At 67.6% G+C, this 26456-nt stretch carries 29 protein-coding genes; 16 read left to right on the plus strand and 13 right to left on the minus strand.

Features of this window, described 5'->3' with window-relative positions; all coding sequences use genetic code 11:
- Positions 1 to 8 precede the first annotated feature (8 nt).
- Positions 9 to 2000 carry an APC family permease gene (locus tag ASD37_RS04700; protein WP_056548566.1) on the minus strand — a complete coding sequence of 664 codons (1992 nt, stop codon included), beginning with the start codon at positions 1998 to 2000 and terminating at the stop codon, positions 9 to 11.
- A gap of 98 nt (positions 2001 to 2098) precedes the next feature.
- On the opposite strand from ASD37_RS04700, the gene ASD37_RS04705 reads away from it, so the two are divergent.
- Together ASD37_RS04705 and ASD37_RS04710 are read left to right on the plus strand one after the other, a co-directional pair.
- Positions 2099 to 2773, plus strand: a complete 675-nt coding sequence (locus ASD37_RS04705; RefSeq protein WP_082569935.1) for a TrkA family potassium uptake protein — start codon at positions 2099 to 2101, stop codon at positions 2771 to 2773.
- 18 nt (positions 2774 to 2791) lie between these two features.
- Complete coding sequence (locus tag ASD37_RS04710) at positions 2792 to 3451, plus strand: TrkA family potassium uptake protein (protein ID WP_056548576.1); 660 nt, start codon at positions 2792 to 2794, stop codon at positions 3449 to 3451.
- A gap of 4 nt (positions 3452 to 3455) precedes the next feature.
- Here the strand turns inward: ASD37_RS04710 and ASD37_RS04715 are convergent, their stop codons facing one another.
- The 3 genes from ASD37_RS04715 to ASD37_RS04725 all read right to left on the minus strand — a co-directional run bounded on the left by ASD37_RS04715 (position 3456) and on the right by ASD37_RS04725 (position 5997).
- Positions 3456 to 4925 carry an MFS transporter gene (locus ASD37_RS04715; protein ID WP_255354812.1) on the minus strand — a complete coding sequence of 490 codons (1470 nt, stop codon included), beginning with the start codon at positions 4923 to 4925 and terminating at the stop codon, positions 3456 to 3458.
- Positions 4922 to 5533, minus strand: coding sequence for a DUF3159 domain-containing protein (locus tag ASD37_RS04720; protein WP_082570004.1), 612 nt, complete (start codon positions 5531 to 5533; stop codon positions 4922 to 4924). Before ASD37_RS04720 ends, ASD37_RS04715 begins: the two co-directional genes overlap by 4 nt.
- A 92-nt stretch (positions 5534 to 5625) precedes the next feature.
- Positions 5626 to 5997, minus strand: a complete 372-nt coding sequence (locus tag ASD37_RS04725; protein WP_056548580.1) for an OB-fold nucleic acid binding domain-containing protein — start codon at positions 5995 to 5997, stop codon at positions 5626 to 5628.
- A gap of 174 nt (positions 5998 to 6171) precedes the next feature.
- Between ASD37_RS04725 and ASD37_RS04730 the strand changes: the two genes are divergently transcribed.
- A complete protein-coding gene (locus tag ASD37_RS04730; RefSeq protein WP_056548582.1) occupies positions 6172 to 6870 on the plus strand; it encodes a hypothetical protein in 699 nt (232 codons plus the stop codon).
- A 7-nt stretch (positions 6871 to 6877) separates the two neighbouring features.
- Here ASD37_RS04730 and ASD37_RS04735 read toward each other — a convergent pair whose 3' ends face one another.
- Together ASD37_RS04735 and dut are read right to left on the minus strand one after the other, a co-directional pair.
- On the minus strand, positions 6878 to 7645 hold the full coding sequence (locus ASD37_RS04735) for a DUF3710 domain-containing protein (protein ID WP_056548584.1): 768 nt from the start codon (positions 7643 to 7645) through the stop codon (positions 6878 to 6880).
- Complete coding sequence (dut, locus tag ASD37_RS04740; RefSeq protein ID WP_056549850.1) at positions 7645 to 8109, minus strand: dUTP diphosphatase; 465 nt, start codon at positions 8107 to 8109, stop codon at positions 7645 to 7647. The genes ASD37_RS04735 and dut overlap by 1 nt, the downstream gene beginning before the upstream one ends.
- 25 nt (positions 8110 to 8134) lie before the next feature.
- Between dut and ASD37_RS04745 the strand changes: the two genes are divergently transcribed.
- Positions 8135 to 8620: a DUF3093 domain-containing protein gene (locus ASD37_RS04745; RefSeq protein WP_056548586.1), complete on the plus strand. Its 486-nt coding sequence runs from the start codon at positions 8135 to 8137 to the stop codon at positions 8618 to 8620.
- Between the two features lie 4 nt (positions 8621 to 8624).
- Here ASD37_RS04745 and ASD37_RS04750 read toward each other — a convergent pair whose 3' ends face one another.
- Complete coding sequence (locus tag ASD37_RS04750; RefSeq protein WP_056548588.1) at positions 8625 to 8927, minus strand: DUF4193 domain-containing protein; 303 nt, start codon at positions 8925 to 8927, stop codon at positions 8625 to 8627.
- 171 nt (positions 8928 to 9098) lie between these two features.
- On the opposite strand from ASD37_RS04750, the gene cei reads away from it, so the two are divergent.
- The gene (gene cei / locus ASD37_RS04755; protein ID WP_056548590.1) at positions 9099 to 9749 is read left to right on the plus strand and encodes an envelope integrity protein Cei; all 651 of its coding nucleotides are present in this window, start codon (positions 9099 to 9101) and stop codon (positions 9747 to 9749) included.
- 5 nt (positions 9750 to 9754) lie between these two features.
- On the opposite strand, the gene ASD37_RS04760 is transcribed toward cei, so the two are convergent.
- Complete coding sequence (locus ASD37_RS04760; protein ID WP_056548592.1) at positions 9755 to 10621, minus strand: inositol monophosphatase family protein; 867 nt, start codon at positions 10619 to 10621, stop codon at positions 9755 to 9757.
- 67 nt (positions 10622 to 10688) lie between these two features.
- Between ASD37_RS04760 and ppgK the strand changes: the two genes are divergently transcribed.
- Complete coding sequence (gene ppgK, locus ASD37_RS04765; protein ID WP_056548594.1) at positions 10689 to 11477, plus strand: polyphosphate--glucose phosphotransferase; 789 nt, start codon at positions 10689 to 10691, stop codon at positions 11475 to 11477.
- Between the two features lie 9 nt (positions 11478 to 11486).
- Here ppgK and ASD37_RS04770 read toward each other — a convergent pair whose 3' ends face one another.
- Complete coding sequence (locus ASD37_RS04770; RefSeq protein ID WP_056548596.1) at positions 11487 to 14249, minus strand: AAA family ATPase; 2763 nt, start codon at positions 14247 to 14249, stop codon at positions 11487 to 11489.
- A 345-nt stretch (positions 14250 to 14594) separates the two neighbouring features.
- Here ASD37_RS04770 and ASD37_RS04775 point away from each other — a divergent pair, with 345 nt between their 5' ends.
- Positions 14595 to 16022: an RNA polymerase sigma factor gene (locus ASD37_RS04775; RefSeq protein ID WP_082569936.1), complete on the plus strand. Its 1428-nt coding sequence runs from the start codon at positions 14595 to 14597 to the stop codon at positions 16020 to 16022.
- 21 nt (positions 16023 to 16043) lie between these two features.
- Positions 16044 to 16433, plus strand: coding sequence for a RidA family protein (locus ASD37_RS04780; protein ID WP_056548602.1), 390 nt, complete (start codon positions 16044 to 16046; stop codon positions 16431 to 16433).
- On the opposite strand, the gene ASD37_RS04785 is transcribed toward ASD37_RS04780, so the two are convergent.
- Positions 16400 to 16768, minus strand: coding sequence for a DUF952 domain-containing protein (locus ASD37_RS04785; protein ID WP_056548604.1), 369 nt, complete (start codon positions 16766 to 16768; stop codon positions 16400 to 16402). The genes ASD37_RS04780 and ASD37_RS04785 overlap by 34 nt on opposite strands.
- A gap of 133 nt (positions 16769 to 16901) precedes the next feature.
- Between ASD37_RS04785 and ASD37_RS04790 the strand changes: the two genes are divergently transcribed.
- Together ASD37_RS04790 and ASD37_RS04795 are read left to right on the plus strand one after the other, a co-directional pair.
- A complete protein-coding gene (locus ASD37_RS04790) occupies positions 16902 to 17093 on the plus strand; it encodes a hypothetical protein (protein WP_056548606.1) in 192 nt (63 codons plus the stop codon).
- A 60-nt stretch (positions 17094 to 17153) separates the two neighbouring features.
- Positions 17154 to 18152 carry a YihY/virulence factor BrkB family protein gene (locus ASD37_RS04795; RefSeq protein ID WP_056549854.1) on the plus strand — a complete coding sequence of 333 codons (999 nt, stop codon included), beginning with the start codon at positions 17154 to 17156 and terminating at the stop codon, positions 18150 to 18152.
- Here ASD37_RS04795 and ASD37_RS04800 read toward each other — a convergent pair.
- Positions 18142 to 18378 (minus strand): DUF3039 domain-containing protein, encoded by a 237-nt coding sequence (locus ASD37_RS04800; protein WP_056548608.1) that lies wholly within the window; start codon positions 18376 to 18378, stop codon positions 18142 to 18144. The two genes, ASD37_RS04795 and ASD37_RS04800, sit on opposite strands and share 11 nt — an antisense overlap.
- A gap of 77 nt (positions 18379 to 18455) precedes the next feature.
- Here ASD37_RS04800 and ASD37_RS04805 point away from each other — a divergent pair, with 77 nt between their 5' ends.
- From ASD37_RS04805 to ASD37_RS04815, 3 genes are all read left to right on the plus strand, one after another.
- Positions 18456 to 18854, plus strand: a complete 399-nt coding sequence (locus ASD37_RS04805; RefSeq protein WP_156720714.1) for a DUF3099 domain-containing protein — start codon at positions 18456 to 18458, stop codon at positions 18852 to 18854.
- A gap of 120 nt (positions 18855 to 18974) precedes the next feature.
- Entirely contained in the window at positions 18975 to 19964 is a 990-nt protein-coding gene (locus ASD37_RS04810) for a sigma-70 family RNA polymerase sigma factor (RefSeq protein ID WP_255354794.1), read from the plus strand.
- A gap of 136 nt (positions 19965 to 20100) precedes the next feature.
- Entirely contained in the window at positions 20101 to 20790 is a 690-nt protein-coding gene (locus ASD37_RS04815) for a metal-dependent transcriptional regulator (protein WP_056548612.1), read from the plus strand.
- Here the strand turns inward: ASD37_RS04815 and ASD37_RS04820 are convergent.
- A complete protein-coding gene (locus ASD37_RS04820; RefSeq protein WP_056548614.1) occupies positions 20787 to 21833 on the minus strand; it encodes a DUF4192 domain-containing protein in 1047 nt (348 codons plus the stop codon). The genes ASD37_RS04815 and ASD37_RS04820 overlap by 4 nt on opposite strands.
- Before the next feature lie 169 nt (positions 21834 to 22002).
- On the opposite strand from ASD37_RS04820, the gene sthA reads away from it, so the two are divergent.
- Positions 22003 to 23409, plus strand: coding sequence for a Si-specific NAD(P)(+) transhydrogenase (gene sthA / locus ASD37_RS04825; RefSeq protein ID WP_162253237.1), 1407 nt, complete (start codon positions 22003 to 22005; stop codon positions 23407 to 23409).
- Here the strand turns inward: sthA and ASD37_RS04830 are convergent, their stop codons facing one another.
- The gene (locus ASD37_RS04830) at positions 23410 to 24231 is read right to left on the minus strand and encodes a serine protease (protein WP_056549860.1); all 822 of its coding nucleotides are present in this window, start codon (positions 24229 to 24231) and stop codon (positions 23410 to 23412) included. It abuts the gene before it with no gap.
- 149 nt (positions 24232 to 24380) lie between these two features.
- On the opposite strand from ASD37_RS04830, the gene ASD37_RS04835 reads away from it, so the two are divergent.
- Together ASD37_RS04835 and ASD37_RS04840 are read left to right on the plus strand one after the other, a co-directional pair.
- Positions 24381 to 25364: a proteasome assembly chaperone family protein gene (locus tag ASD37_RS04835; protein ID WP_056548616.1), complete on the plus strand. Its 984-nt coding sequence runs from the start codon at positions 24381 to 24383 to the stop codon at positions 25362 to 25364.
- Between the two features lie 43 nt (positions 25365 to 25407).
- A complete protein-coding gene (locus ASD37_RS04840; RefSeq protein ID WP_056548618.1) occupies positions 25408 to 26430 on the plus strand; it encodes an alpha/beta fold hydrolase in 1023 nt (340 codons plus the stop codon).
- Positions 26431 to 26456: the final 26 nt, after the last annotated feature.

Raw genomic sequence — 26456 nt, forward strand, 5'->3', positions numbered from 1 at the left:
CTGGGCGCTCACTTGAGGAACCCGCGTCGCGCGTCGCCGGGTGCCGGCTGCTCGTCGATGACCTTGAGCCGCTCCGAGGAACTCAGCTGCCACGGCACGGACGTCACCATCACGTTGGGCTCGAAGAGCAGTCGCCCCTTGAGCCGGAGCGCACTCTGGTTGTGCAACACCTGCTCCCACCAGTGCCCGACGACGTACTCCGGGATGAAGACGGTGACGACGGTGCGTGGCGAATCCTTGATGATCCGCTGGACGTAACTCAGTATGGGCCTGGTGATTTCGCGGTATGGCGACGCGATGACCTTCAACGGCACGGTCACGTCGCTGTCCTCCCACTTGTGCACCAACGCGTGTGCCTCTTCGTCGTCGACGTTCACCGTGATCGCCTCCAGGACGTCGGGTCGAGTGGCCCTGGCGTAGGCCAACGCCCGCTTGGTCGGCAAGTGCAAGTTGGACACCAACACGATGGCGTGGTTGCGGCTGGGCAACACCACGTCGCCCTCCTCGGCGGCGCGGGCCTCCAGCTCCGTCGAGACCGTGGCGTAGTGCTTGTGGATCAACTTCATGATGCCAAACAGCGCGCCCATGGCCAGGATTGCGATCCACGCGCCGGCGCGGAACTTGGTGACGACGACCACCACCAGAACGGCGCCGGTGCACAGCAGACCGATCGCGTTGATGATGCGGGACCGGTACATCCTGCGCCGCTGGATGGCGTCGGTCTCGACGCGCAGCAGCCGGGTCCAGTGCCGGACCATGCCGATCTGGCTCAGCGTGAAGCTGACGAATACGCCGACGATGTAGAGCTGAATCAGCGCGGTCACCTCGGCGTTGAAGGCCACCACGAATGCGATGGCCGCGAAGGCGAGGAAGAGAATGCCGTTGGAGAACGCCAACCGGTCACCGCGAGTGTGCAACTGGCGGGGCAGGTAGCGGTCCTGGGCCAGAATCGACCCGAGCACCGGAAACCCGTTGAAGGCGGTGTTGGCGGCCAACACCAGGATCAGTGCCGTCACCCCCGCGATCAGGTACAGGCCCACCGGAAAGTCGTGGAACACCGCGTCGGCCAACTGCGCGATCAACGTCTTGGGGTGATACCCCGCGGGGGCGCCACCCAACTGCTCGACGCTGTCGACCACCTTGGCCCCGGTTTCCTTGGCCAACACGATGATTCCCATGAACAGCGACACCGCGATACCGCCGAGCAGCAGCAGGGTCGACGCCGCGTTGCGCGATTTCGGCTTCTTGAATGCCGGCACCCCGTTGCTGATGGCCTCGACTCCGGTCAGCGCCGCACAACCCGACGAGAACGCCCGCGCCACCAGGAACACCATCGCAAAACCTAGGACGTCACCGTGTTCGGACTTCACGGTGAAATTCGCCGTCTCGGCCTGTAGGTGATCGTCCAACACGAAGATCTGGAACAACCCCCAACCGACCATGACGTACATGCCGATCATGAAGGCGTAGGTCGGGATCGCGAACGCCGTGCCGGACTCGCGGATGCCGCGCAAGTTCAGCGACGCCAGAATCAAGATGGCGGCGACGGCGAACAGCACCTTGTGCTGCGCGATGAACGGCACCGCGGAGCCGATGTTGGACATCGCCGACGCCATCGACACCGCTACGGTCAGCACGTAGTCGACGAGAAGCGCGCTGGCCACCGTCAACCCCGCGGTCGGACCCAGGTTGGTGGTCACCACCTCGTAGTCACCGCCGCCGGACGGATATGCGTGCACGTTCTGGCGGTAGCTCGCGATGACGACGAGCATCACCGCCGCGACGGCAAGGCCTATCCACGGCGCCATCGTGTAGGCGCTGAGGCCGGCGACCGACAGCACCAGGAAGATTTCCTCCGGTGCGTAAGCCACCGACGACAGGGCGTCGGAGGCGAACACGGGCAGCGCGATTCGCTTGGGCAGCAACGTGTGCCCCATGGCGTCGCTGCGGAAGGGTCTACCCAGTAGCAACCGGCGAGTAGCGGTCGAAAGCTTGGACACGAGAGCCAAGAGTAAGCGCACGGGTGAATGGCTGTAGCGTTCCGAGTGCGCAGGTTCGCCACATTCCGTTTCTGCCGAACCACTGGGAGGATCGACGCGTGCGTGTAGTCGTAATGGGATGCGGCCGAGTAGGCGCGTCGCTGGCCGATGGCTTGGCCCGAATTGGCCATGAAGTTGCCGTTATCGACCGTGATGGCACCGCCTTTCACCGCCTGTCCCCCGAATTCCCAGGTGAGCGCGTTCTCGGGATGGGCTTCGACCGGGAAGTGCTGCTGCGGTCCGGCATCGAGGGCGCGGGTGCGTTCGCCGCCGTCTCGTCGGGTGACAATTCCAACATCATCTCCGCGCGAGTCGCGCGCGAAACCTTCGGTGTGGAGCGCGTCGTCGCCCGCATCTACGACGCGAAGCGTGCCGCCGTCTACGAGCGGCTGGGCATCCCGACGGTGGCGACGGTGCCGTGGACCACGGACCGACTGCTCAACGTCCTGACCCGCGAGAGCGAGACCACCAAGTGGCGTGACCCGTCGGGCAACGTCGCCGTCGCGGAACTCCCGTTGCACGAGGGCTGGGTAGGCCGGCGGGTGACGGCGCTCGAGTCGGTGACCGGCGGACGCGTGGCGTTCATGATCCGCTTTGGCACCGGGTTGCTCCCCGACAAGAAGACCGTCATCCAGGCCAGTGATCAGGTCTACATGGCTGCCATCTCCGGCCACGTCGCCGAGGCCATGGCCATCGCCGCACTCCCGCCAGGCGAAGACGCCGACGATGCGTGACCGATCAGGAGGGGCACAGTGAAGGTCGCCATCGCAGGGGCCGGCGCCGTCGGCCGGTCCATCGCCAGGGAACTCGTCGAGGCCCACGACGTCACGCTGCTGGAGCGCAACCCCGATCACATCGACGCCGAGGCAATCCCGACCGCGCACTGGCGCCTCGGTGACGCCTGCGAGCTGTCGCTGCTCGAAGCCGTCGGGCTCGAGGAGTTCGACGTCGTCATCGCCGCAACGGGTGACGACAAGGCCAACGTGGTGCTGAGCCTGCTGGCCAAGACCGAGTTCGCAGTGGCGCGGGTGGTGGCGCGGGTCAACGACCCCCGCAACGAGTGGCTGTTCGACGAGGCGTGGGGAGTCGACGTCGCGGTGTCGACGCCGAGGATGCTGGCGTCCCTGGTCGAGGAGGCGGTGTCGGTCGGTGACCTGGTCCGCCTGATGAGTTTCCGCAAGGGGCAGGCCAACCTCGTCGAGATCACCCTGCCCGACGACACGCCGTGGGGCGGCAAGGCCGTCAAGCGGCTGGATCTCCCCCGCGACGCGGCTCTCGTGACGATCCTGCGGGGTGCCCGCGTGATCGTCCCCGAGAACGACGAACCGCTCGAAGGCGGCGACGAGCTGTTGTTCGTCACCACCGACGAGGTCGAGGATCAGCTGCGCGAGCTGCTGCTCCACCCGCGCTGAGCGGTCAGTCGGACGCAGCGAGGGCGGGCGGCGGCGTCACGCGGTCGTGACAGCGTGCCGACGCCTCCGGTGACACCAGACCCATGTCGCACTGCCGGTTGCTGATTCCGATCCCGGAGACCACCCCGGCGACGGCGAACAGCACCGCCACCACGACGGCGCCCGCCCGGAAGCCGGCGAAGTCCATGGCCGTCGACGACGCGGTCGCGCCGGCCCCGACGATCACGCCGGTGAACGCCACCGCGATCAGCCCGGCCACCCGCGACACCGCGTTGTTGACCGCGGAGCCGATACCGCTCTGCGCCGGGTCGACGGCCGCGAGGACCGCCGCCGTCAACGGGGACACCGTGACCGACAGGCCCACTCCGAAGACGATCAGACCCGGCAACATCTGGGTCCAGAAGTCGAACGGCGCGCGCGCCGTCGTCATCAGCAGGAAGCCGGCCGCGGCAATCAGGGGGCCGACGGCCATGAAGACCCGCGGCCCGTGCGTTCCCGCCAAGGATCCGAACCGGCGGGCCAGGAAGAACGACAACACCGGAAGCGGCAGCGTCGCGAGCCCGGCGAGGGCCGCCGACATTCCAGCCGTCTCCTGCAGGAAAAGCGCAACCAGCAACAAGCCGAGGGAGACCGCGGCGTAGAGGAACACCGTCGCCAGATTTCCGACCGCGAAGTTGCGTGAGGCGAACAGTCCCAGCGGCATGATCGGGTTCGGCACGCGCCGCTCCCAGAACGGGAAGGCGACCAGACACGTCACGCCGAGAACGAACCCGGCGACCACCGCGGGATGGGTAGGACCGAGTCGCTGCTGCTCGATGAGCGCATACACCGCGCCGGTGAGCCCGGTGGCACACAACGCGGCTCCCCCGACGTCGACGCGTCCGGACCGCCCCGCGTTGGCGTCCTCCTTGGGAAGCCGCGTCGCCAGATACAGCGTGACGGCCAGCGGCAGCACGTTGATTCCGAATACCCACCGCCAGTTCAACGCGTCCACCAGCAGCCCGCCCAGCGGCGGTCCGACCACGAACGCCGTGCCCGTCCACGCCGTCCAGGTGCCGATCGCGGCGGCTTGGCGCGCCCCGGTGAAGCGGGAGTTGATCATCGCCAGCGAGCTCGGCACCAGGAAGGCCGCGCCGACTCCCTGCAGGCAGCGCGCCGCGACGAGGATCCAGCCGGTCGGGGCGAGTGCACACAGCAGGGACGCGACCGCGAACACGGCCAACCCGGTCCTCAGCACCGCCAGCCTCCCGAACTGGTCGGACACGGCGCCGGCGACCAGGATGAGCGCACCGAGAGCCAGCAGATAACCGTCGACGACCCATTGCTGAAGAGCCAGCCCGCCGCCGAAGTCAGCCGCGATCGCCGGCAGCGCCAGGTTCACCACCGACCCGTCGAGGAAGGCGACGAACGACGCCAGTACCGCAACCGCTATCAGCGTTCGATCGGTCGCGTCGTGGCGCGGGGCGGTGGTCAGTCGGCGCGCGCTTCTTCGGCGTGCGGTGCCGCGTTCTCGGCGGCGTGAAGGGCTCGCTGGGCGGCCCGGATCGCGAGATAGGTGACCAGTGCGGCGACGGCCGTCAACGGCCAGCCCATGGCGATGCGCGCGACCCCGAGCAACCCGGTCTGGTCCTCGTCATAGAGGCGGTTCTGCACCAGGAAACGGGCGCCGAACACCAGGGCCCACACACACGTCGCGATGTCGAACGCCGTCAACGCGCGGCGGACGCCCCGCCAGTCGCGATCACGCCCGTTGACCCAACCCCAGGCGTAGCCGACGATTGGTCGCCGGATGACGACCGAGATGGCGAAGACGCCCGCGTACACCAGCGAGGACCAGATGCCCAGCAGGAAGTAGCCCTTGGACTCGCCGACCAGGTACGCGATTCCGGCGCTGACCCCGACGGCGAAGAACCCGGATATCGCCGGTTGCAACGTCTCCCGGCGCGCCAGGCGCCACACCAGGATCAGCGTGGCCACGCCCAGTGCCGCGGCGATGGCCCACTTCAGGCCGAACAACGACGACACGGGGACGAACACCAGGACGGGCAGCGACGAATAGATCAGGCCGCTGACACCGCCCATCTGCGCCAGGATGGCCTGAGCATTCAGCTTGTTCTCGGGTTCATCGGGCGCTACGGCCTCGATCTCGTCCGCCGACCCCGTATCGGGGTGGGTCACTTCTGAATCTCGTAGTGCGGGTTGTAGATCGCCTTCGTGCCGTTCTCGAGCTTGCCGAGACGGCCGTGCACCCGCAACGTACGGCCCGACTCGATGCCCGCGATGCGGCGCTGGCCCAGCCAGACCAACATCACCGCATCGGTGCCGTCGAACAATTCGGCGCGGACGCCGCCCGCGCATCCCTTGGCGTTGGTCTCGACACACCGCAGTGTGCCGACCATCGTCACTTCTTGGCCGCGCCGACAGTCGATGGCCTTTTGTGCGCCGGTGTTCGCGGCTTCGTCACTGAGTTCCTCGACGTCCTGCTGTTCGGGGTCCTCCGTGAGCCGACGCGTCAGCCGACGTAGATAACCTTCGGCCGTAGCCATGGTCTCTCCTACCCAAGTGGTGGATCACCCGTTGACCCACCTCTTAACCAACGCCACGGTAGACCTCTTGGTTCCGATTTGCCACGTGGCGCACAGGTTGGACGGTTACCCTTTCGCCGATCATTCCAGTCCTACCGCGTGGACGTGATTTGACGCACACGGCACGATCGAACGATGGCCGTCACCCTTCGCGGCGTCTCGGTGGTGTTGTTGCCAGGCACCGGATCCGACGACGACTACGTCTACCGCGCATTCTGCGACGCCCTGCACGAGGTCGGCGCCGTGGTGGTGACTCCGGCGCCCCAGCCGTCCCGGCTCGTCGAGGGGTACGTGGAGGCCTTGGACGACGCTGCACGGCAGGGTCCGATCGCCGTCGGCGGAATTTCGATCGGCGCCGCCGTGGCCGCGTCTTGGGCGCTCGCGAACCCCACCGCCGCGGTCGCGGTTCTCGCCGGCCTGCCCGCGTGGACGGGCTCGCCGGAGACCGCGACGGCCGCGCAGGCCGCCCACTACTCGGCGGGCGTGCTGCGGCGCGACGGGCTGGCGTCGGCGATCAGCCAGATGCGGGACTCCAGCCCACCGTGGTTGAGCGCCGAACTCACCCGGTCGTGGGTCGGTCAGTGGCCCGACCTTCCCGACGCCATGGACACCGCCGCCCGCTACGTCGCTCCGACGGCCGCGGAGTTGGGGAGGCTCGTGGTCCCGATGGGCATTGCGGCCGCCACCGACGATCCGATCCACCCGCTGGACGTGGCGGTCGAATGGGCGGCCGCGGCTCCCGCGGCCGCTCTGCGCACCTTCACCCTCGACGAACTCGGCGCCGACCCCGGCATTCTCGGGACGGCGTGCGTGAGCGCGCTGATGGAGCTCTGAGCCGGCGCTAGCCGCCCGTGATCGTGCGGAGCTGCTGCATCGCCGTGCCCTGCTCACTGCGGCGCGCCGCCGGCTCTGGCGGTGGCGGCTGTGGCACGTACTCCTGGCCGGCTAGGCGCGCCTGCTCCGCCATCATCTGTTCGGCCCTGGCTCGCAGCCGCGCGACGAGCGACTCAGACAGCTGCAGTGGAAGCATGTTGCGAACCGGCTGTGGCGTGTCACCACGCTTGACGACGGTGTCGGACAGCGCATTTCGTAGATCGCGGGCGATGGCCTCGGCGTTCTCCGGCGAACCGACCGCGGCGCCGCGCACCATCCAGCGGTAGCCGTCCACGCCGATGAACCGCATCACCACGGGCTCGGGACCGTTCGTCATGTGCCCGACGACCTCACGTCCCCACGGCCCGTCCTCGATGTTGACCTCGGCCGATTCGTTGCGCAGTGAATCGGCGACCTCGGTGACCACCTCGCGCCACAGGCCCCCCGCCTTGGGCGCCGCGTAGGCCGTGACGTTGTAGCGTCCGTTCGACGTCACCATCCACGCCATGGTCGGCACGCCCTGCTGGTTGACCTCGACGGCGAGTTCGGCGGCTTCGTTCTCCGGGATCAGTACGGCGCCGAGATCGTGTCGACCCACCAGCGCCGTCTCGGGGTCGTCGAAGTCCTCGATGTCGAAGGGACCGTCGAGGTCGTCGTCGGCGACGGGGGGCGCGAGGTCCGAGGACTCCGTGCCGGGGGTCTTCTCGTCGCCGCTCTTGCGCTTACCGAATGCCATCACAAACTCTCGTGTCCGCCGGAGGAACCGTGGCCGCCTGCGCCACGGGTGGTGTCAGCCAGCCCGGCCTCGTCGAACGACGTGACCTCGACCAACTCGGGTAGTTCGACCCGCTGAACGAGGAGCTGCGCGATGCGGTCGCCGCGTCGCACGATGATCGGCTCCTCGGGGTCGAGATTGATGAGCGTCACCTTGATTTCGCCTCGGTAACCCGCGTCGACCGTACCGGGGGTGTTGACGATCGAAAGCCCAACGCGCGTGGCGAGTCCCGATCTCGGATGGATCAGACCCACCATCCCGAAGGGGATGGCGACGGCGATCCCGGTGGGAACCAAGGCACGCCGGCCGGGGGTGAGCACGATGTCGACTGCGCTGTAGAGGTCGACGCCGGCGTCGCCGGCGTGCGCCCGGGTGGGCAGGGGCAGGTCGCGGTCCAGCCGCACGACCGCCAGAGAGGTGGACACGACCACGGAGATTACTCTTGGCCGGGTGTCCGATACGCGCGCAGCCACCGAAACGGTGCGCTACCAAGAGCGACTGAGAGTTCCGCTGTGGTGGTGCCTGCCCGCATTCCTGCTGGCCGTCATCATCGCCTACGAGGTGAACCTGGGCGTTCGGTCACTCCCCGACTGGGTGCCGTACGCCCTGCTGTTGCCGGTCGCGGTGGCGGTGCTGGTGTGGCTGGGACGGGTGGACGTGCGCGTGGTCAGCACGTCCGACGACGGATCCGGGACCGAGCTGTGGGTCGGTGCGGCCCATCTGCCCGTCGGAGTGATTTCGAGGTCGGCCGAGGTACCCAAGTCGGCGAAGTCGGCGGCACTCGGCCGTCAGCTCGATCCGGCGGCGTACGTGGTTCACCGCGCGTGGATCAAGCCGATGATCCTCGTCGTGCTCGACGATCCGGACGACCCGACGCCGTATTGGTTGGTGAGTTGCCGTCGACCGGACCGCGTGTTGGCGGCGTTGCGCAGCTGACCGGTCAGGCCGCGCAGTCGGTGCAGACCATCATGCCGCCCTTTTCGCTGGCCAGGCGGCTGCGGTGGTGCACGAGGAAGCAGCTGGAGCAGGTGAACTCGTCGGCCTGCTTGGGGACGACCCGAACCGACAGTTCCTCGCCGGAGAGATCAGCCCCCGGCAACTCGAAGGACTCGGCGGATTCGGACTCGTCTACGTCGACGACCGCCGATTGAGCTTCGTTGCGCCGGGCCTTCAGTTCCTCGAGCGAATCTTCGGAAACGTCGTCGGTCTCGGTGCGCCGTGGTGCGTCGTAGTCGGTAGCCATCCTGCTCCCCTCCTCATCGTTCCGTCGTGGTGCGACAGAGCTTTGTACCAGCGCAGAACGCATCCACCCAACGATTCGTGCCCGCCAGGGCGCCGGATTGATTGTGAGTTATATCACACCGGAAAAGACCTGGTGGCGACCGGTGACGGGCCCTGGCCTTACAGTGCAGGGGTGGTAGCGCAGATCACCTCGGGTACGGCGTTCGACAAACACGGTCGCCCGTTCCGCCGAAGGAACGTCATTCCCGGCATCGTCCTCATGGTGGCACTTGCCGTCGTGACGCTGACGGTCTGGGTCGTCGCGTTCAACCAGACCCCCGACGTGCGGCAACAGGCTGCGTGCAACCCGCCGCCCCCGATGGCCGACGCCACCCAGACCGCCCTCGGCGAACCGGTGACCCCCGCAACCATGATGGACGTCACCCCGGCGAAGCTCGCCGACACGAAGATCCGCGTGCTCAACGCCAGCGGCCAGGGCGGGCAAGCCGGAGAGGTGGCCGGCGCACTGCGCGATCTGGGCTACGCCCCGCCCACCGCAGGCAACGACACCGTCTACGAGAACACCCGGTTGGCGTGCCAGGGCCAGATCCGGTTCGGGCCGTCCGGGCGCGCCGCCGCCGCCGCGCTGTGGCTCGTCACTCCCTGCACCGAACTCTTCCAGGATCAGCGCCCTGACGACACCGTCGACCTGGCGATCGGCACCGAGTTCTCCGACGTCAGCCACAACGACGACATCGACGCGGTGCTCGCGAGCCTGCGCCCCGACGCCACCCAGCCCGCCGACTCGGCGCTACTGAAGAAGATCCACACCGCCGCCTGCTGAACCGGTCAGAATGCGCCGGCCCGGCGCAGGACCTCGTCGAACTCCGCGGCGATCCCCGGCGCCGCGGCGACGATCAGACTGGCCTCCCCCGCGGCCTCCTCGATCGGCGGCAGGTGCAACCGGGCACCGGCCTCCTCGGCGATCAGCGCGCCCGCGGCCCAGTCCCACACGTTGACGCCCAGCTCGTAGTACGCGTCCAGGCGACCGGCCGCTACCATGCACAGGTCCAGCGCGCACGAGCCGATCCGCCGCACGTCGCGGACGTCGGGTATCAGCCGGGCCAGCACCTCGGCCTGCACCAGACGTCGCTCCGGCGCGTATCCGAAACCGGTGCCCACCAACGCCATCGAGACGTCGTCGACGGGGTTGCAGCGCAGCTGCGTCGACGCTCCGTCGCGCCGCACGTGGGAGCCGGCGCCCCGAGCGGCGGAGAAGATCTCCCCCGTCGCGACGTTCGCGACGGCGCCCGCCACCGACCGCCCGTCGACCTGCACGCCGATCGACACCGCATACGCCTCGATGTCGTAGACGAAGTTGACCGTCCCGTCGATCGGGTCGAGGACCCACGTCGGCCTGCCAGGAAGGCCGGCGGCCGAGCCGCCCTCCTCCTCCCCGACGATCGGATCTCCGGGTCGCAGCTCGGCAAGTCGGTTCCGCAGCAGCCGCTCGGTCTCGGTGTCGACGATCGTGACGGGGTCGGTCGGAGTGCTCTTGGTGCGGGTCGCGGCGGCCGCGTCAGCGGACGAACCGGCGCCGAAAACCTCGGCGCGGCGGCGTCGGACGAAGGCGGCGGCCTCCTCCGCGAGCAGTTCGGCGACGGCCCGAAGGCGGCCCGGATCATGGTCGTCGGTCACCCTCCCATCGCAACACATCGCTCGTGGCGAGGCACTAGTGTGTGGTTGGCGTCGCACCTGTCGGCCTCTCCCAGAGGAGCGCTCAATGACTGAAACTTCCCCCTCCAGCTCGAACGACGACGGCTCCTCACGCCGCGGTTTCGGCGTCGACGTCGGCGGAAGCGGGGTGAAGGGCGGCATCGTCGACCTCGACACCGGCCAGTTGATCGGTGAACGCTTCAAGCTTCCGACGCCGCAGCCATCGACGCCCGACTCCGTGGCGAAGACCATCGCCGAGGTCGTCGAGAAGTTCGGCTGGGAGGGTGGGCTCGGTGTCACCTACCCCGGCGTCGTCACCGACGGAATCGTGCAGACGGCAGCCAACGTCGACAAGGGCTGGATCGGCATCAACGCCCAGGAAGTGATCAGCGCCGCCCTCGGCGGTAGGAAGGTCACCGTTCTCAACGACGCCGACGCGGCAGGGCTGGCCGAGGAGAAGTTCGGCGCCGGCAAGGACAACACCGGGGTGATCGTCCTGCTGACCTTCGGCACCGGCATCGGTTCGGCGGTGATCCACAACGGGGTGCTGCTACCCAACACCGAGTTCGGGCACTTGGAGGTCGGCGGCAAGGAAGCCGAGCACCGCGCCGCGTCGTCGATCAAGGAAGCCAAGGACTGGAGCTACGAGCGCTGGACCAAGGAAGTCACCAAGGTGCTCATCGCCGTCGAGAACGCCATCTGGCCGGACCTGTTCATCGCCGGTGGCGGCATCAGCCGCAAGGCCGACAAGTGGATTCCGTTGCTGCAGAACAGAACCCCCGTGGTTGCGGCTGCGCTGCAGAACGAAGCGGGCATCGTCGGCGCCGCCATGGCCGCCGAGGTTGCTCAGCGCTGAGGCGCGCCCCTACTCCTCGCCGAGCACGCCGGCCCGACTGGCCAGTTCCGAACGGGTGCGGACGGCAAGTTTCCGGTAGACGCTGCTGAGGTTGTGCTCGACGGTCTTCGGGCTGATGAACAGGGCCGTCGCAATGTCCTTGTTGGTCTTGCCCGCCGCCGCCAACCTCGCCACCCGCAGTTCCGACGCGGTCAGCTCGGAGTGATTCGTCCGCGGAGCGTCCGTGCGCTTGAGCTCCGCGCCAACCCTGTTGGCCCACAACGGCATGCCCAATTCACCGCACGTCTCGAACGATTCGCGAAGCGTGGCAGCCGCCAGGTTCTTCTTGCGCTGGCGGCGCAACACCTGGCCGAGGAACAACTGTGTGCGCGCCCGCTCGAACGGCATCGGCAGCCTGTCGTGCTGCACCAGTGCCCGCCGAAGGGTGTCCTCGGCGTCGACGAGATCACCGGCGGCCGCCTGCAGCATGCTTCGCCCGCGGGCACCGGCAGCCAGCATCCACGGCCGATCCAGCTCGGCGCCGTGCAATTCCATGGCCTCGACCAACGGCGTCGCCTCGTCCAGTCGACCGAGCGCAACCATGGCCTCGACGGCGTCCGGTACGTACGACACCGGGAAGATGCCTCGCGCGTCGCCGTCCTCGCGCTCGGCAAGCAAGGGCTGCAACACCTTTAGGGCCATCTCGTAGTTGCCCAGTGACACCTCGAGGAAGCCGAGTGCGATCAGCGGCCGCATGGTCAGGAACGGCGCCCCGCACTGATGCGCTCCGGCGATCGCCACCCGTGCGTCGTCACGAACGGTGCGCTCCCGGCCCAGATATGCCGATGCGAGGGCGCGTTGGGTCCGACCGACGACCACCGGGTAGCCGCCGCCGAGGTTCTCCCCCCGCCGCACCATGTCCTGGGCCACGTCCGCGGCCACCGAGTAGCGCCCCAGCCAGGTGTAGACCATCGCGAGGTGACCCGAGACGAACACCAGGTCCGCGTCGGAGCCCATCTCGACGCACCGTCTGCGGGCGGCGATCAGACCGGCGAGCGCCTCCTCGAGGCCCCCCGTCCACGACATCGTCACGGCGTCGACGACACTGGCCCGGCAGTGCGCCGCGACGTCGGGATCGGGCACCTCGAGTTCCAGCGCGCGGGCCAGGGCGGCCCCGTCTCGCCGGAGACCGTGTGCGCAGTCGAGCATCACGGTCAGCGACAGCGCCTGGCTGAGGAGCTTGGCGTCCCCAAGCCGTTCGGCGTGGACGACGGCGGACTTCGCCTCGATCCGCGCCGCCTCCTGGTCACCGGTCATCGAACGGGCCCGGGAGTGCAGCAACTTCGCCTTGACCGACAACGCCGGATCGTCGACCGCCTGGTTGACGGCCTCGTCGAGCAACGGGAGCGCGCCCGCGTAGTCGTGCTCGGACATTCGAGCCGCACCGAGCAGGTTCAGCGCGGCGGCGCGGACCCCTCCGACGGGGAATCCGTCGACCACCGGCTCGATCATCCGGCGGGCGCGACGCGTCTCACCCGCCCGTAGGTGTTGTTCGGCCGCGCTGAGCCGACGAGTGGGCGTGTCACCTCCGAGACCGATGGCCAGTTCGTAGAGATCCGCGGCGGCGGCCGCGGCCCCACGACCCACGGCGGCCGCGGCGGCGTCGTCGAGGGCGTGCAGGGTGGCCGGCTCGGCACTCGCGGCACCCAGCGCCATGTGGCGGGCCTTGAGTTCGGGCCGGTCCTCGACGGCGGCCAGGGCCCGGTGCATCCGACGGCGGCGGGCAGGACCGGCGTGGGTGTAGATGCCGCGGGCCAGCAGGGGGTGGGCGAACACCACGCTGTTGCCGTCGATTCGGACGATGCCCTCGCGTTCGGGCCCTTCGAGCAGTTCGACGACACGCCCTGTTGCCAACCCGGTAGCGGCGGCGAGGAGGTCGACCGTCGCGTCGCCGACAGAGCAGGCGGCGAGCAACATGTCGCCGACCTGGCCGTCGAAGTGTTCGGTGCGCAGCCGCACCAGTTCGGTCAGCGTGCTCGGAAGTACCGCGTCGCCGACCGACGATCGGCCGTCGACGCCGCGGGCCAGTTCCAGCGCGTAGAACGGGTTCCCGCCGGACACCTCGGCGATGCGCACCATCGTCGGCCGGGGAAACGCCTTGCCGAAGCGCTCCAAGATCATGGTGTGCAGCGCCCGAAGGCTCAGCGGGCCGACTCGGACCCGTGTGACGGCGTCCGGCGTCTGCAGATGCAACCAGTCGGCCGGGTCGGGTTCGGTGGCGTGCGCGCGGCCGGTTAGCAGCAGGCCGACGCGGCCGGTCAGCCGGCGCGCGGCGAATGCCAGCGCCGCCTGGCTCGACACATCCAGCCACTGGACGTCGTCGACGGCCAGCAGGATCGGCTGGCGGGCTGCCATCGCCGTGAGGACCGCCGCCACCGCCGACCCCGTCACCCGCTGATCGGTGGGCGGCCCCTCGCTGCCCGTCCGAAGGAGGACCCGGTCCAGTGCCACGCGTTGAAGTTCGGGCAGTCCTGCGAGCACCTCCGGCTCGACGTCCTGCAGAAGGTCGGCGATCGCGGCGTAGGCAAGGACGGACTCCGCTTCATCGGCGCGCGTGGACAGCACCCGGAAGCCATGCTCGCGGGCCCGCTCCACGCCGTAGAGCCACAGGGTGGTCTTGCCGATGCCCGGCTCCCCCGCGATCACCAGGGCGGACGGCGCCATGCCGGCGACGCCGAGCAGGTCGTCGACCGCTTGGCGCTCCGCCGAGCGACTCACCGTTGCCACAGGCACGTCCCCATCATTGCAGCTAGCAAATGCAATTGCGCGGACTAGAGAGAATCAGTTTTCGGTGGTGTGCCCGACTTCACTGTTGTCACGCCGGTTGACACGGCGGACATCAGCACGAAACGTTCCCGGGACGGCCCGATCGTGGCAATGGAGTGGCTGTCGTAGCCAGTCCCTCGTCGCACTACGGGTAAGCCCGCACCGAAAGCGGCTCGCCAGACGGTCAATTTACCGCTCGTAGCGGCAGTTGCCCACTCTGTCGTTACAATGGTCAACGGCGGCCTCATCACGGATGGCGGCAGGTATCCACGCAGATAACAAACGCCATCAACAGACAGTCGACGTTTTACGGTGGCGCACGCCCACGCTACCGAGTCTCGCAAGACCGAAGGGGTGCACGTGGCAGCGACGAAGGTAAGCCCGGCGATAGAGGAGCCGGTGAAGCGCACCGTCACCAAGGCTCCCGCCAAGAAGGCGGCGGCGAAGGCAGCCAGCGGTACCGCGCCCGCCAAGCGGGCCGCGAAGGCTCCCGCCAAGAAGGCGGCCGGCCCGCGGGCCAAGAAGACCGACGGCGACGAGATTGCCTCGGGCGACGTCCAGGACGCCGGTGACGATCTCGAAGCCGAACCCGACGAGGAGCTCGAAGCCGACGTCGAACTCGAAGACCTGGAGGTCGTAGAGGTCGACGAGGTCGCCGTCGAGGGTGCGGCTGTCGTCGACCCGAAGGCTGCCAAGGACGGCGCGGACGACGAGGACATCTCCGAGCCGTCCGAAAAGGACAAGGCCTCCGGCGATTTCGTCTGGGACGAGGAAGAGTCCGAGGCGCTGCGGCAGGCCCGCAAGGACGCCGAGCTCACCGCCTCCGCGGACTCGGTGCGGGCATACCTGAAGCAGATCGGCAAGGTCGCACTGCTCAACGCGGAGGAAGAAGTCGAGCTCGCCAAGCGCATCGAGGCCGGCCTCTACTGCACGCAGAAGATGACCGAGTTCGCCGAGGCGGGCGAGAAGCTCACCACCGCGCAGCGGCGTGACTACCTCTGGATCTGCCGCGACGGCGACAAGGCGAAGAACCACCTGCTCGAGGCCAACCTGCGCCTCGTCGTCTCGCTGGCCAAGCGCTACACCGGCCGCGGCATGGCGTTCCTGGATCTCATCCAGGAGGGCAACCTCGGCTTGATCCGCGCGGTCGAGAAGTTCGACTACACCAAGGGTTACAAGTTCTCGACGTACGCGACGTGGTGGATCCGTCAGGCCATCACCCGCGCCATGGCCGACCAGGCCCGCACCATCCGCATCCCGGTGCACATGGTCGAGGTCATCAACAAGCTCGGCCGCATCCAGCGTGAGCTGCTTCAGGACCTGGGCCGTGAGCCCACGCCGGAAGAGCTCGCCAAGGAAATGGACATCACGCCGGAGAAGGTGCTGGAGATCCAGCAGTACGCGCGTGAGCCGATCTCCCTCGACCAGACCATCGGCGACGAGGGCGACAGCCAGCTCGGCGACTTCATCGAGGACTCCGAGGCCGTCGTGGCCGTGGACGCCGTGTCCTTCACCCTCCTGCAGGATCAGCTGCAGTCGGTGTTGGAGACGCTCTCCGAGCGTGAGGCAGGCGTCGTCCGGCTGCGTTTCGGCCTGACCGACGGTCAGCCCCGCACCCTCGACGAGATCGGCCAGGTCTACGGCGTCACGCGCGAGCGGATCCGTCAGATCGAGAGCAAGACGATGTCGAAGTTGCGTCACCCGAGCCGCTCACAGGTGCTGCGCGACTACCTCGACTAGCCGACGCGTGTTGGTGGTCTGGTGACGACACATCGCGTAAACGTGTCGTCGGGTTCGCCCTTCGAGGCAGCAGTGGCGTACTCGCGCGTCGTCAGGACGGGACCGTTCGTCGTCGTCGCGGGGACCACCGCGCCGGGGCCTGACGTCGCCGCTCAGGCGCGAGAGGCCTTTCGGCGCATTGCGATTGCGCTCGGCGAAGTCGGCGCGTCCCTAGACGACGTAGTCCGCACGCGCATGTTCGTCACCGACATCGCGTCGTGGCGCGAGGTCGGTGCGGTGCACGCGGAGGTGTTCGGCACCGTCCTGCCCGTGGCGACCATGGTCGAGGTCTCGGCGCTCGTCGCCGCCGACATGTACGTCGAAATCGAGGTCGACGCCTACCTGTTGGACGGATCCCACGGCGGGAAGTGACCGTTGGGTCCAGGCAGATACGGCGTGACACTGGTCACAGCCGCGACGGGGAGCGGGCCGTACAAATGCGGGAAGGTCATCGATTCCGGATCGGTCGGCACGCCGGGTTCCCACCGCACCGGGTCGCTCAAGAGTCGCGGATCGAGTCGCAACACGACCATGTCGCGTTGGCCCGCGTACAACCGGTTCGCGGGAAGATGCACCTGCTCGGGCGACGAAAGATGCACGAAGCCTTGAGCATCCAGCGACGGAGGCCGCCTCTCGCCGACCGCCGCCGCGGCATCCCACTCGTCGGAGGTACACAGATGGAGCAGCTCGCGCGGCGTCGGACCCATGCCGTCAGTGTGCCCGGCCGAAACGTTCGGCGCGTGAGACACGACACACCGGTTAACGACCGGGGAACAAGGCCGGAAGTGAAAACGTCTGACAGAGTGGAAGAAAGCACGTAGCAGATATGGAGGAGGCGCCATGAACGCAACTCTGACCAGCCCTGAGCTGACCCGGGCTGATCGCTGCGACCGATGCGGCGCCGCCGCCCGAGTCGTCGCGAAACTGCCGTCAGGTGCTGTCCTGTTGTTCTGCCAGCATCACGCAAACGAGCACGAGGCCAAGTTGGTCGAGCTCGCCGCCGTGCTGGAGACCAGCAAGGTCGATTCGTAACCCTTCACTGAGCCACCACCCCGCGCACGAAATTGCGCGGTCGTGAATGCTGGTGTGGTCATGAACGACGAGCACACGCCGGCCAAGCCGTCCCGACGCCATGCCTGGCCCGTTTTGAAGCGCACGCTTGGCAAGAGTTGGGACGACTCGATCTTCTCGGAGTCGGCGGCGGCAGCGTTTTGGAGCGCATTGTCGCTGCCGCCGCTGCTCCTGGGAATGCTCGGTAGCTTGGCCTACATCGCGCCGCTGTTCGGTCCGAACACCTTGCAGACCATCGAAGATCGTTTGGTCAGTACCGCGGGAAACCTGTTCTCGAGCAACGTGGTCAACGAGATCATCGCGCCGACGGTGTCCGACATCGTGGCGGGGGCGCGCGGCGAGGTGGTGTCGCTTGGCTTCGTCATCTCGCTGTGGGCGGGGTCCTCGGCAGTGTCGGCCTTCGTCGACGCCGTCGTCGAGGCGCACGATCAGACCGAGCTGCGACACCCGGTGCGACAGCGCTTCTACGCGCTCGGCCTGTACGTCATCGGATTGGTGTTCATCATCGCCACGGCGCCGCTGCTGGCGATCGGGCCCATGAAGATCGCCGAGCACATACCGGAGAACTGGCAGTACATCCTGAGCTACGGCTACTACCCCGTGCTCTTCATCGCCCTGGTGATCGCGATCACCATCCTCTACCGGGTGGCGTTGCCCCGGCCGCTGCCGTCGCACCGACTCGTCTACGGAGCGATGCTGGCGGCGATCGTCTTCCTGGTGGCCACGCTGGGGCTGCGGGTGTACCTGACGTGGATCACCGGGACCGGCTACACCTACGGCGCCCTGGCGACACCGATCGCCTTCCTGCTGTTCGCGTTCTTCCTCGGCTTCTCCATCATGATGGGAGCCGAGCTCAACGCCGCAATTCAGGAGGAGTGGCCCGCCCCCGACACCCACGCCAAGCGACTGATGGGCTGGCTGGAGGACAAGGCCGACGAGCGCAACGGCGACACGAAGGATCGACGCGCGTCAGCGAGCGCAGACGCGCCGTCCGCCGACCGCCCGAGAACTATTTCTTGAGCTGCTCGTAGATGCGCTTGCAGTCGGCGCACACCGGTGACCCCGGCTTGGCCGACTTGGTCACGGGAAACACCTCGCCGCAGAGGGCGACGACGTGGGTGCCTTCGACGGCACTCTGGACGATCTTGTCCTTCTTGACGTAGTGGAAGACCTTGGGAGTGTCGTCATCCGTCCCGTCGTCGACGCGTTCGTCGGTGTCGGGGCGCTCGATGGTCTGGGTGTCCATGCAGTCATTGTGCCCGGGAAGCGATCTGTAAGAAACCGGACCGATTGATGACGCCCGATCTGTGGAACAGTGGAGTCATGAAACACGGCCCAGAGCTGAGTTTCGACGACGATGGTCGACCGGTTCTCATCACGCGCGCGGCGCAGCCCTACGAAGAGCAGCACCGCGAAAGGGTACGCAAGTACCTCAAGATCATGTCGTGGCGAGTTCCCGCACTCCTTGGCGCCGCGCTCGCGTACGGAATTTGGCACAACGGACTTATCTCGCTGGCGATTCTGGTGGCGTCCATCCCGCTTCCGTGGATCGCCGTGCTGATCGCCAACGACCGACCTCCGCGCAAGGCCGAAGAACCGCGGCGCTACCAGGACAAGGGCCGCATTCCCCTGTTCCCCACCGCCGAGCGCCCCGCCCTGCAGGCGCGCGTCCGCCCCGCGCCGCAACCCGAGTCGGCCGAATGGCACCGCGACGTTCCCTGATCTGAGCCTTCTTTCCGCATTCTCAGGAGAATCTCAGGTCAACGGCCGATAAGTGCAGGTCAGAAGGTGTGAAACCGGCGGCCCGCGGGAACTCTTGGAACCAGACGAGCGTTGTAGCTCATGACAGTTCCAGCAGAGCAGGAGGCCGTAATGGCAAACGCCACCGCAAGCCGCATCGATTCCGATCTGGACTCCCAGAGCCCAGCCGCAGACTTGGTGCGCGTGTATCTGAACGGCATCGGCAAGACTGCCTTGCTGAACGCGGCAGACGAGGTTGAACTCGCCAAACGCATCGAAGCCGGGCTTTATGCGCGACATATTCTCGACACCAAGAAGCGACTTGGCGAGAACCGCAAACGAGAGCTGGCAGCGGTGGTTCGCGACGGCGAGGCGGCCCGCCGCCACTTGCTGGAGGCCAACCTGCGGCTGGTGGTGTCGCTCGCCAAGCGCTACACCGGGCGTGGCATGCCGCTGCTCGACCTGATCCAGGAGGGCAACCTCGGGCTCATCCGCGCGATGGAGAAGTTCGACTACGCCAAGGGATTCAAGTTCTCCACCTATGCGACGTGGTGGATCCGGCAGGCGATCACCCGTGGCATGGCCGATCAGAGCCGCACCATCCGTCTGCCCGTTCACCTGGTCGAGCAGGTCAACAAGCTCGCCAGGATCAAGCGCGAAATGCACCAGAACCTCGGGCGGGACGCCAGCGACGAGGAGCTCGCGGAGGAATCCGGCATTCCGGCCGAGAAGATCGCCGACCTGCTGTCGCACAGCCGGGACCCGGTGAGCCTTGACATGCCCGTCGGCAGCGACGAGGAAGCACCCCTCGGCGACTTCATCGAGGATTCGGAGGCGATGTCGGCCGAGAACGCGGTCATCTCCGAGCTCCTGCACACCGACATCCGGCACGTGCTGGCTACCCTCGACGAGCGCGAGCAGCAGGTGATCCGGCTGCGGTTCGGTCTGGACGACGGCCAGCCGCGGACGCTCGACCAGATCGGCAAGCTGTTTGGACTCTCGCGGGAGCGGGTGCGCCAGATCGAACGCGAAGTCATGGCCAAGTTGCGCCACGGCGACCGCGCCGAGCGGCTGCGCTCCTACGCCAGCTAGCCCCAACTGCTGCGACGACGATGCGATGCCCGCCGCGCCTGCGGCGGGCATCGCGCCGTTCATCTGGTCCCGGCCATGCTGCGTCCCAGTTCAGGCGCCATGACCGGTAGACTCGCAATGCAACGGAGGGCTGCGAATGAACGATTTGATCGATACCACCGAGATGTACCTGCGGACCATCTACGACCTCGAAGAAGAGGGCGTGGTGCCGCTGCGTGCCCGAATCGCCGAACGGCTTGAGCAGAGCGGTCCGACCGTGAGTCAGACCGTCTCCCGCATGGAGCGCGACGGGCTGCTGCACGTGGCCGGCGACCGCCACCTCGAACTGACCGACAAGGGCCGCGCCCTGGCCGTGTCGGTGATGCGCAAGCACCGGTTGGCCGAGCGACTGCTGGTCGACGTCATCGGGCTGCCGTGGGAAGAAGTGCACGCCGAGGCGTGCCGTTGGGAACACGTCATGAGCGAGGACGTCGAGCGGCGCCTCGTCCAGGTCTTGGACAACCCGACCACCTCGCCGTTCGGCAACCCGATTCCGGGCCTTTCCGAGCTGGGCGTCCCGACGTCGGAAGTCGACGACGTCAGCCTGGTGCGACTCACCGAGCTGCCGACGGGCTTCCCCGTCGCCGTCCGGGTCCGCCAGCTCACCGAACACGTCCAGGGCGACGTCGAGTTGATCGCTCGACTCAAGGACGCCGGCGTGGTGCCCGATGCCCGGGTGACCGTGCAGGTCAGCGACCACGGCAGCGTGCTGATCGTGATCCCCGGCCACGAACAGGTCGAACTCCCCCACCACATGGCACACGCCGTCAGGGTGGAGAAGGTCTAACCGGCCCGCTTGCCGACGCCTTGACGCGGCGGCAGGCGCACCCCCAGTCGTTTGGCCAACCGGTACCCGGTCTGCGCGAGTTCGCGGATCTGGTCCGGTCTCATGCCGGATTGCAACGCTTGATCCAGCATGACCGCCATCCGGTGGCCACCGTCGCTGCGCAGCGCCGCTTCGAGCGACACGCCGGCGAGTGGGCCGTCGCCGCGCGCGTAGGCCGAAAACGCAAGCAGCACCAGCGCTTCCACCCGCCACGGGTCGGGTAGCGTCCGCGCCAACAACGCCCACAGCGTTTCGGCCCGGTCGGCCTCCCGCCCGACGGCGAGCGCGTACAGGGTGTCCCTGACGCGAGTGTCCGCTATGGCGCAGCCCACCGCGGCGAGGTCGTCGTCTTCGGGGACCATTCCCTCGGACAGGCCGCGGGCCACCGCGAGCGCGTGTTCGACGTCGCGGCGCGCGTCGACGTCGGGCCGGAGCTCACCGTCGTGCTCGGCGAGCAGCATCGCCGTCCGCAGCCCCTCGGCGCGCACCGGGTCGACCGCGACGACCGCCTGCAACTCCGCGCGCCGCGCATAGAGGCGACGCCCCTCGAGCACGGCGGCCGCGGCCATGGGCGACGACATGGGGTCGTCGACTGCGCCCGCCCCCGGCTCGCCGTCGACGCGGTGCCACTGCCCACCCTCCTCCAAGCGGTCGACGACGTAGGCGGCGAGCAGTTCGACGCACCGGTCGTCCAAGTGCCGGGCCAACACGTCGGCCAACAACCGGTGCTCGTCGAGGCACATGCGGCACGCAGCGCCGTCTTCGTCGACGATCACGGCTACGACCGAGTCGGGTCCGTTGGTGGCGGCGACGTCGACCAGGTGGGCGAGGGAGTCGTCGAGCTCGCCCGTCAGGTCCACGCGCATCACGCAGCCCAACTCGTCGTCCTCGAAGGTCACCAGCACCAGGGAGTGTTCGGGCACGAAGCCGAGGACGGCCGGTAGGGCGGCGATCAACGCCGCTGGGCTGTTCGGGCGGAAGTCGGAGGCTTTGAAAGTCGTCATGGGCAGAACCTCTCAGCACCCACCCACGGTTTCCGTCCTCGCGGTCCGACGGCACGGGCCGCTGTGGATGAAGTGACGTCTGGGGATGACCGGCGTTGTTCACCCGCTGTTGACGTACTCGCCATGCAAGATGGCGCCGGGCGGCGTACACCTGTTCCCCATGGGTTCCATGCAGGAATACGACCTCGTCGTCATCGGCTCCGGCCCCGGCGGGCAGAAGGCGGCCATCGCCGCGGCCAAGCTGGGCAAGAGCGTCGCCGTGATCGAACGCGGTCTCATGCTCGGCGGCGTCTGCGTCAACACCGGCACCATCCCGTCCAAGACGCTCCGTGAGGCCGTGGTGTACCTCACCGGGATGAGCCAGCGCGAGTTGTACGGCGCCAGCTACCGCGTCAAGGAGAAGATCACGCCCGCCGACCTGCTGGCCCGCACGCAGCACGTCATCGGCCGCGAGATCGACGTCGTCCGCTCGCAGTTGCTGCGCAACCGGGTCGAGCTGTACGTCGGGCACGCCCGCTTCGTCGACGCCCACACCGTGCAGGTCGAGGATCCCAGCCGCGCCGAGAGCGTCTCGGTGTCGGGCCGCAACGTCGTCATCGCCACCGGCACCAAGCCGCTACGGCCCTCGGGGGTCGAATTCGACGACTCCCGGGTGCTGGACTCCGACGGAATCCTCGACCTCAAGACCATTCCGACGTCGATGGTGGTCGTCGGCGCCGGGGTGATCGGCATCGAGTACGCGTCGATGTTCGCCGCTCTCGGCACCAAGGTCACCGTCGTGGAGAAGCGACCCACGATGCTGGACTTCTGCGACCCCGAAATCGTCGAGGCCCTGCGCTTCCACCTACGCGACCTCGCCGTCACCTTCCGCTTCGGCGAGGAGGTCACCGCCGTCGACGTCGGCTCCACGGGCACCCTCACCACCCTCGCCAGCGGCAAGCAGATTCCGGCGGAGACCGTGATGTACTCCGCAGGCAGGCAGGGCCAAACCGAGCACCTCAACCTGGAGGCCGCCGGGCTGGAGGCCGACGCCCGCGGCCGCATCTTCGTCGACGACGACTACCAGACCAAGGTCGACCACATCTACGCCGTCGGTGACGTCATCGGGTTCCCCGCGCTGGCCGCGACGTCGATGGACCAGGGCCGGTTGGCGGCCTACCACGCGTTCGGCGAGCCCTGTAAGGCCATGACGGAGCTCCAGCCGATCGGCATCTACTCCATCCCCGAGGTGTCCTACGTGGGCGCCAGCGAGGTCGACCTGACCAAGGATTCCATTCCCTACGAGGTTGGGGTGTCTCGTTACCGCGAGCTGGCCCGCGGCCAAATTGCGGGCGATTCCTACGGCATGCTCAAGCTCCTGGTGTCCACCGAGGACTTGAAGCTCCTCGGCGTCCACATCTTCGGCACCAACGCCACCGAGATGGTGCACATCGGACAAGCGGTGATGGGCTGCGGCGGAACGGTCGAGTATCTGGTCGACGCGGTGTTCAACTACCCGACGTTCTCGGAGGCCTACAAGGTCGCCGCACTCGACGTGATGAACAAGCTGCGCGCGTTGAGCCAGTTCAAGGCCTGATCAGCAGTCGTCTGCGAAGGCCGACGGCGCGTCGTCGGCCGGACCGCCAGCTTCGGCCCTCGCGAGCAATTGCACGATGTCGTCGCCGAAGGGCGGGGTGTAGGACACGGTCTCGTCGCAACCGCCGCCGTCGAGACCCCCGGTGATCCCGACCACCGTGGTGCCGGCCAGCCACGGCGACCCGCTGGTGCCGTCGACCAGGCCGGCGCACCGAATTTCCGGATATCCGCGGTCGAGGCTGACACGTGCCGTGCATCCGACCGGAGGTCCCCCGACGCCCAGCCCGTAACCGGTCACCGCGACGTCGGTCCCCGGCTGCGGCGTCGACCCCACCGTCAATCCCCCGCCGACGGTGCTCTCGACGGACCCGTCGTCTTGTCGACTCACCCTGGCGACGGCGAAGTCGGCGAGCGGATCCTGGTCTGCCATCCAACGAGGGTCCAGGTACACCTCGTCGACGTGCCAAAACTCCTGCGGTGTAGCACTTTCGTCGAAGCCCGGCACGAACCACGCCTCGACGCCGGCGGCCAGACAGTGCGCAGCGGTCAAGATCAGGTCGGCCGTTGTCGAATGCACCACCGACGCCGAGCAGGTATGCAACGACTGACCGTCGAGGAAGATCGCACCGACGCGTGGGTTCGGTGCCGAAGGCCGAGCCGTGACGGTCGCCGCGACGGCGGGCGTACGCGACGTCGCGGCCGCCGTCGACGTCGACGAGGTCGAGGTCGAGGTCGAGGCCGCCCGTTGCTGGGTGCCGGGCTCGCCACATGCCGTCGCCAGGACCGCCACGGTGGCGAGCAGAAGGAACCTGGCGTGGCGCATGATCATCCGATCTTGCCCGATGAATCCGTCCGCGGCAGCGGCTGCCGGAATGGGTTCACCGCCGGTCGGTGTTCCACGGTAAGCGTGGGGTCCCGGTCGCAACATTCGCGAAGTGCGGGACACTAGAGGTCACTAGGAGGCGAGGCCGCATGGCTGATCACCCAGATAATCCAGGGCAGCACTACCAACCGGAGCACACCGGGATCTACGAACTCGAGTTCCCCGCTCCCCAGCTGTCGTCGGAAGACGGCCGCGGGCCGGTGATGATCCATGCGCTGGAGGGGTTCTCCGACGCCGGGCACGTCATCAAGATCGCGGCCGCGCACCTCAAGGACTCGTTGGACACCGAGCTGGTCGCCTCGTTCGCAATCGACGAACTGCTGGACTATCGCTCCCGTAGGCCCCTGATGACGTTCAAGACCGACCACTTCACGCACTACGACAATCCCGAGCTCAACCTCTACGCGCTGCACGACAGCGTCGGCACCCCGTTCCTGTTGCTTGCGGGTCTCGAGCCCGACCTTCGGTGGGAGCGGTTCATCACTGCGGTGCGGCTGTTGGCCGAACGGCTCGACGTGCGTCAGGTCATCGGTCTCGGCACCATTCCGATGGCGGTGCCCCACACACGTCCGATCACGATGACCGCGCACTCCACCGACAAGGAGCTGATCGCCGAACACCAGCCGTGGGTGGGCGAGGTCCAGGTGCCTGCCAGTGTGTCGAACCTGCTCGAGTACCGGATGACGCAACACGGTCACGACGCCGTGGGCTACACGGTGCACGTGCCCCACTACCTGGCCCAGACGGACTACCCGCCGGCGGCCGAGGCGCTGCTGGAACAGGTTGCCAAGACTGCGTCCCTGCGTCTGCCCCTCGACCAACTCGCCGAGGCGGGCATGGAGGTCCACACCAAGATCAACGAACAGGTCTCGTCCAGCGACGAGGTCGCTCAAGTGGTGACGGCGCTGGAGCACCAGTACGATGCTTTCGTTGCTGCCCAGGAGAACCGGTCGTTGCTGGCGCGTGACGAGGATTTGCCAAGCGGCGATGAACTCGGTGCCGAATTCGAGCGGTTCCTCGCCGAGCAGGCCGGAGACGACTCCACTGGCGGGGACGGCGACACCCGGTCTTGACAGGGCCGCCTGACCAGGGCCCCCGACGACGAAGTTGGTAATCGTGACCGAGCGAAAGCCCAACCTGCGACCCGTTCGCGAGCTCACCCCGACGCTGCACTACAAGACCATTCACGGGTACCGGCGTGCATACCGCATCGCCGGATCCGGTCCGGTGATCCTGTTGATTCACGGGATCGGAGACAACTCCACCACGTGGAGCACCGTGCAGTCGAAGCTTGCGCAGAGGTTCACGGTGATCGCACCGGACCTGCTGGGCCACGGCAAGTCCGACAAGCCCCGCGCCGACTACTCGGTCGCCGCGTACGCCAACGGCATGCGCGACCTTCTCAGCGTGCTCGACGTCGAGCGGGTCACCGTCGTGGGCCACTCGCTCGGCGGCGGCGTCGCGATGCAGTTCGCCTATCAGTTTCCTCAGTTGGTGGATCGGCTGATCCTCGTCGGGTCCGGCGGGGTGACCAAGGACGTCAACGTCGCACTCCGCATCGCGTCGCTGCCGCTGGGCACCGAGGCATTGGCGCTGCTGCGGCTTCCGCTCGTCCTGCCGGCTCTGCAGGTGGTGGGGCGCCTTGGCGGTTCGCTGCTCGGTTCGACCGGCGTCGGACGCGACATCCCGGACATGTTGCGGATTCTGGCCGATCTGCCGGAGCCGACGGCGTCCTCCGCCTTTGCCAGAACACTGCGCGCGGTGGTGGACTGGCGCGGGCAGGTGGTCACCATGCTCGATCGATGTTATTTGACCGAATCCGTTCCCGTGCAATTGATTTGGGGTTCACAAGATTCGGTGATCCCCGTCAGCCATGCGCGCATGGCCCACACCGCGATGCCGGGTGCCCAACTCGAGGTCTTCGAGGGATCCGGACACTTCCCGTTCCACGACGATCCCGACCGCTTCGTGGAAATCGTCGAAAAGTTCATCGGCGCCACCGATCCCGCCGTCTACGACCAGGATGCGCTGCGCAACCTGTTGCGCGCCGGGGTCAGCGAAGACGGTCTCACCGGATCCATCGACTCCCGCGTCGCGGTGCTCGACGCACTGGGAGCCGACGAGCGCAGCGCCACCTGACTTAGGCCACCCCGCCACTCAAGCCG

The sequence above is a fragment of the Mycobacterium sp. Root135 genome (genome assembly GCF_001426545.1).
In the GTDB taxonomy this organism is placed as follows: Bacteria; Actinomycetota; Actinomycetes; order Mycobacteriales; family Mycobacteriaceae; genus Mycobacterium.

Excerpts from the sequence above, each read along its gene's own strand:
- ASD37_RS04720 (WP_082570004.1), bottom strand. The coding sequence starts at position 5,533 with ATGGGCGGTGTCAGCGGCCTGATCTATTCGTCGCTGCCCGTCCTGGTG.
- ASD37_RS04725 (WP_056548580.1), bottom strand. The coding sequence starts at position 5,997 with ATGGCTACGGCCGAAGGTTATCTACGTCGGCTGACGCGTCGGCTCACG.
- ASD37_RS04730 (WP_056548582.1), top strand. The coding sequence starts at position 6,172 with ATGGCCGTCACCCTTCGCGGCGTCTCGGTGGTGTTGTTGCCAGGCACC.
- ASD37_RS04735 (WP_056548584.1), bottom strand. The coding sequence starts at position 7,645 with ATGGCATTCGGTAAGCGCAAGAGCGGCGACGAGAAGACCCCCGGCACG.
- ASD37_RS04750 (WP_056548588.1), bottom strand. The coding sequence starts at position 8,927 with ATGGCTACCGACTACGACGCACCACGGCGCACCGAGACCGACGACGTT.
- ASD37_RS04760 (WP_056548592.1), bottom strand. The coding sequence starts at position 10,621 with ATGTGTTGCGATGGGAGGGTGACCGACGACCATGATCCGGGCCGCCTT.
- ppgK (WP_056548594.1), top strand. The coding sequence starts at position 10,689 with ATGACTGAAACTTCCCCCTCCAGCTCGAACGACGACGGCTCCTCACGC.
- ASD37_RS04785 (WP_056548604.1), bottom strand. The coding sequence starts at position 16,768 with ATGGGTCCGACGCCGCGCGAGCTGCTCCATCTGTGTACCTCCGACGAG.
- ASD37_RS04790 (WP_056548606.1), top strand. The coding sequence starts at position 16,902 with ATGAACGCAACTCTGACCAGCCCTGAGCTGACCCGGGCTGATCGCTGC.
- ASD37_RS04795 (WP_056549854.1), top strand. The coding sequence starts at position 17,154 with ATGAACGACGAGCACACGCCGGCCAAGCCGTCCCGACGCCATGCCTGG.
- ASD37_RS04800 (WP_056548608.1), bottom strand. The coding sequence starts at position 18,378 with ATGGACACCCAGACCATCGAGCGCCCCGACACCGACGAACGCGTCGAC.
- ASD37_RS04805 (WP_156720714.1), top strand. The coding sequence starts at position 18,456 with ATGAAACACGGCCCAGAGCTGAGTTTCGACGACGATGGTCGACCGGTT.
- ASD37_RS04810 (WP_255354794.1), top strand. The coding sequence starts at position 18,975 with ATGACAGTTCCAGCAGAGCAGGAGGCCGTAATGGCAAACGCCACCGCA.
- ASD37_RS04815 (WP_056548612.1), top strand. The coding sequence starts at position 20,101 with ATGAACGATTTGATCGATACCACCGAGATGTACCTGCGGACCATCTAC.
- ASD37_RS04820 (WP_056548614.1), bottom strand. The coding sequence starts at position 21,833 with ATGACGACTTTCAAAGCCTCCGACTTCCGCCCGAACAGCCCAGCGGCG.
- sthA (WP_162253237.1), top strand. The coding sequence starts at position 22,003 with ATGCAGGAATACGACCTCGTCGTCATCGGCTCCGGCCCCGGCGGGCAG.
- ASD37_RS04830 (WP_056549860.1), bottom strand. The coding sequence starts at position 24,231 with ATGCGCCACGCCAGGTTCCTTCTGCTCGCCACCGTGGCGGTCCTGGCG.
- ASD37_RS04835 (WP_056548616.1), top strand. The coding sequence starts at position 24,381 with ATGGCTGATCACCCAGATAATCCAGGGCAGCACTACCAACCGGAGCAC.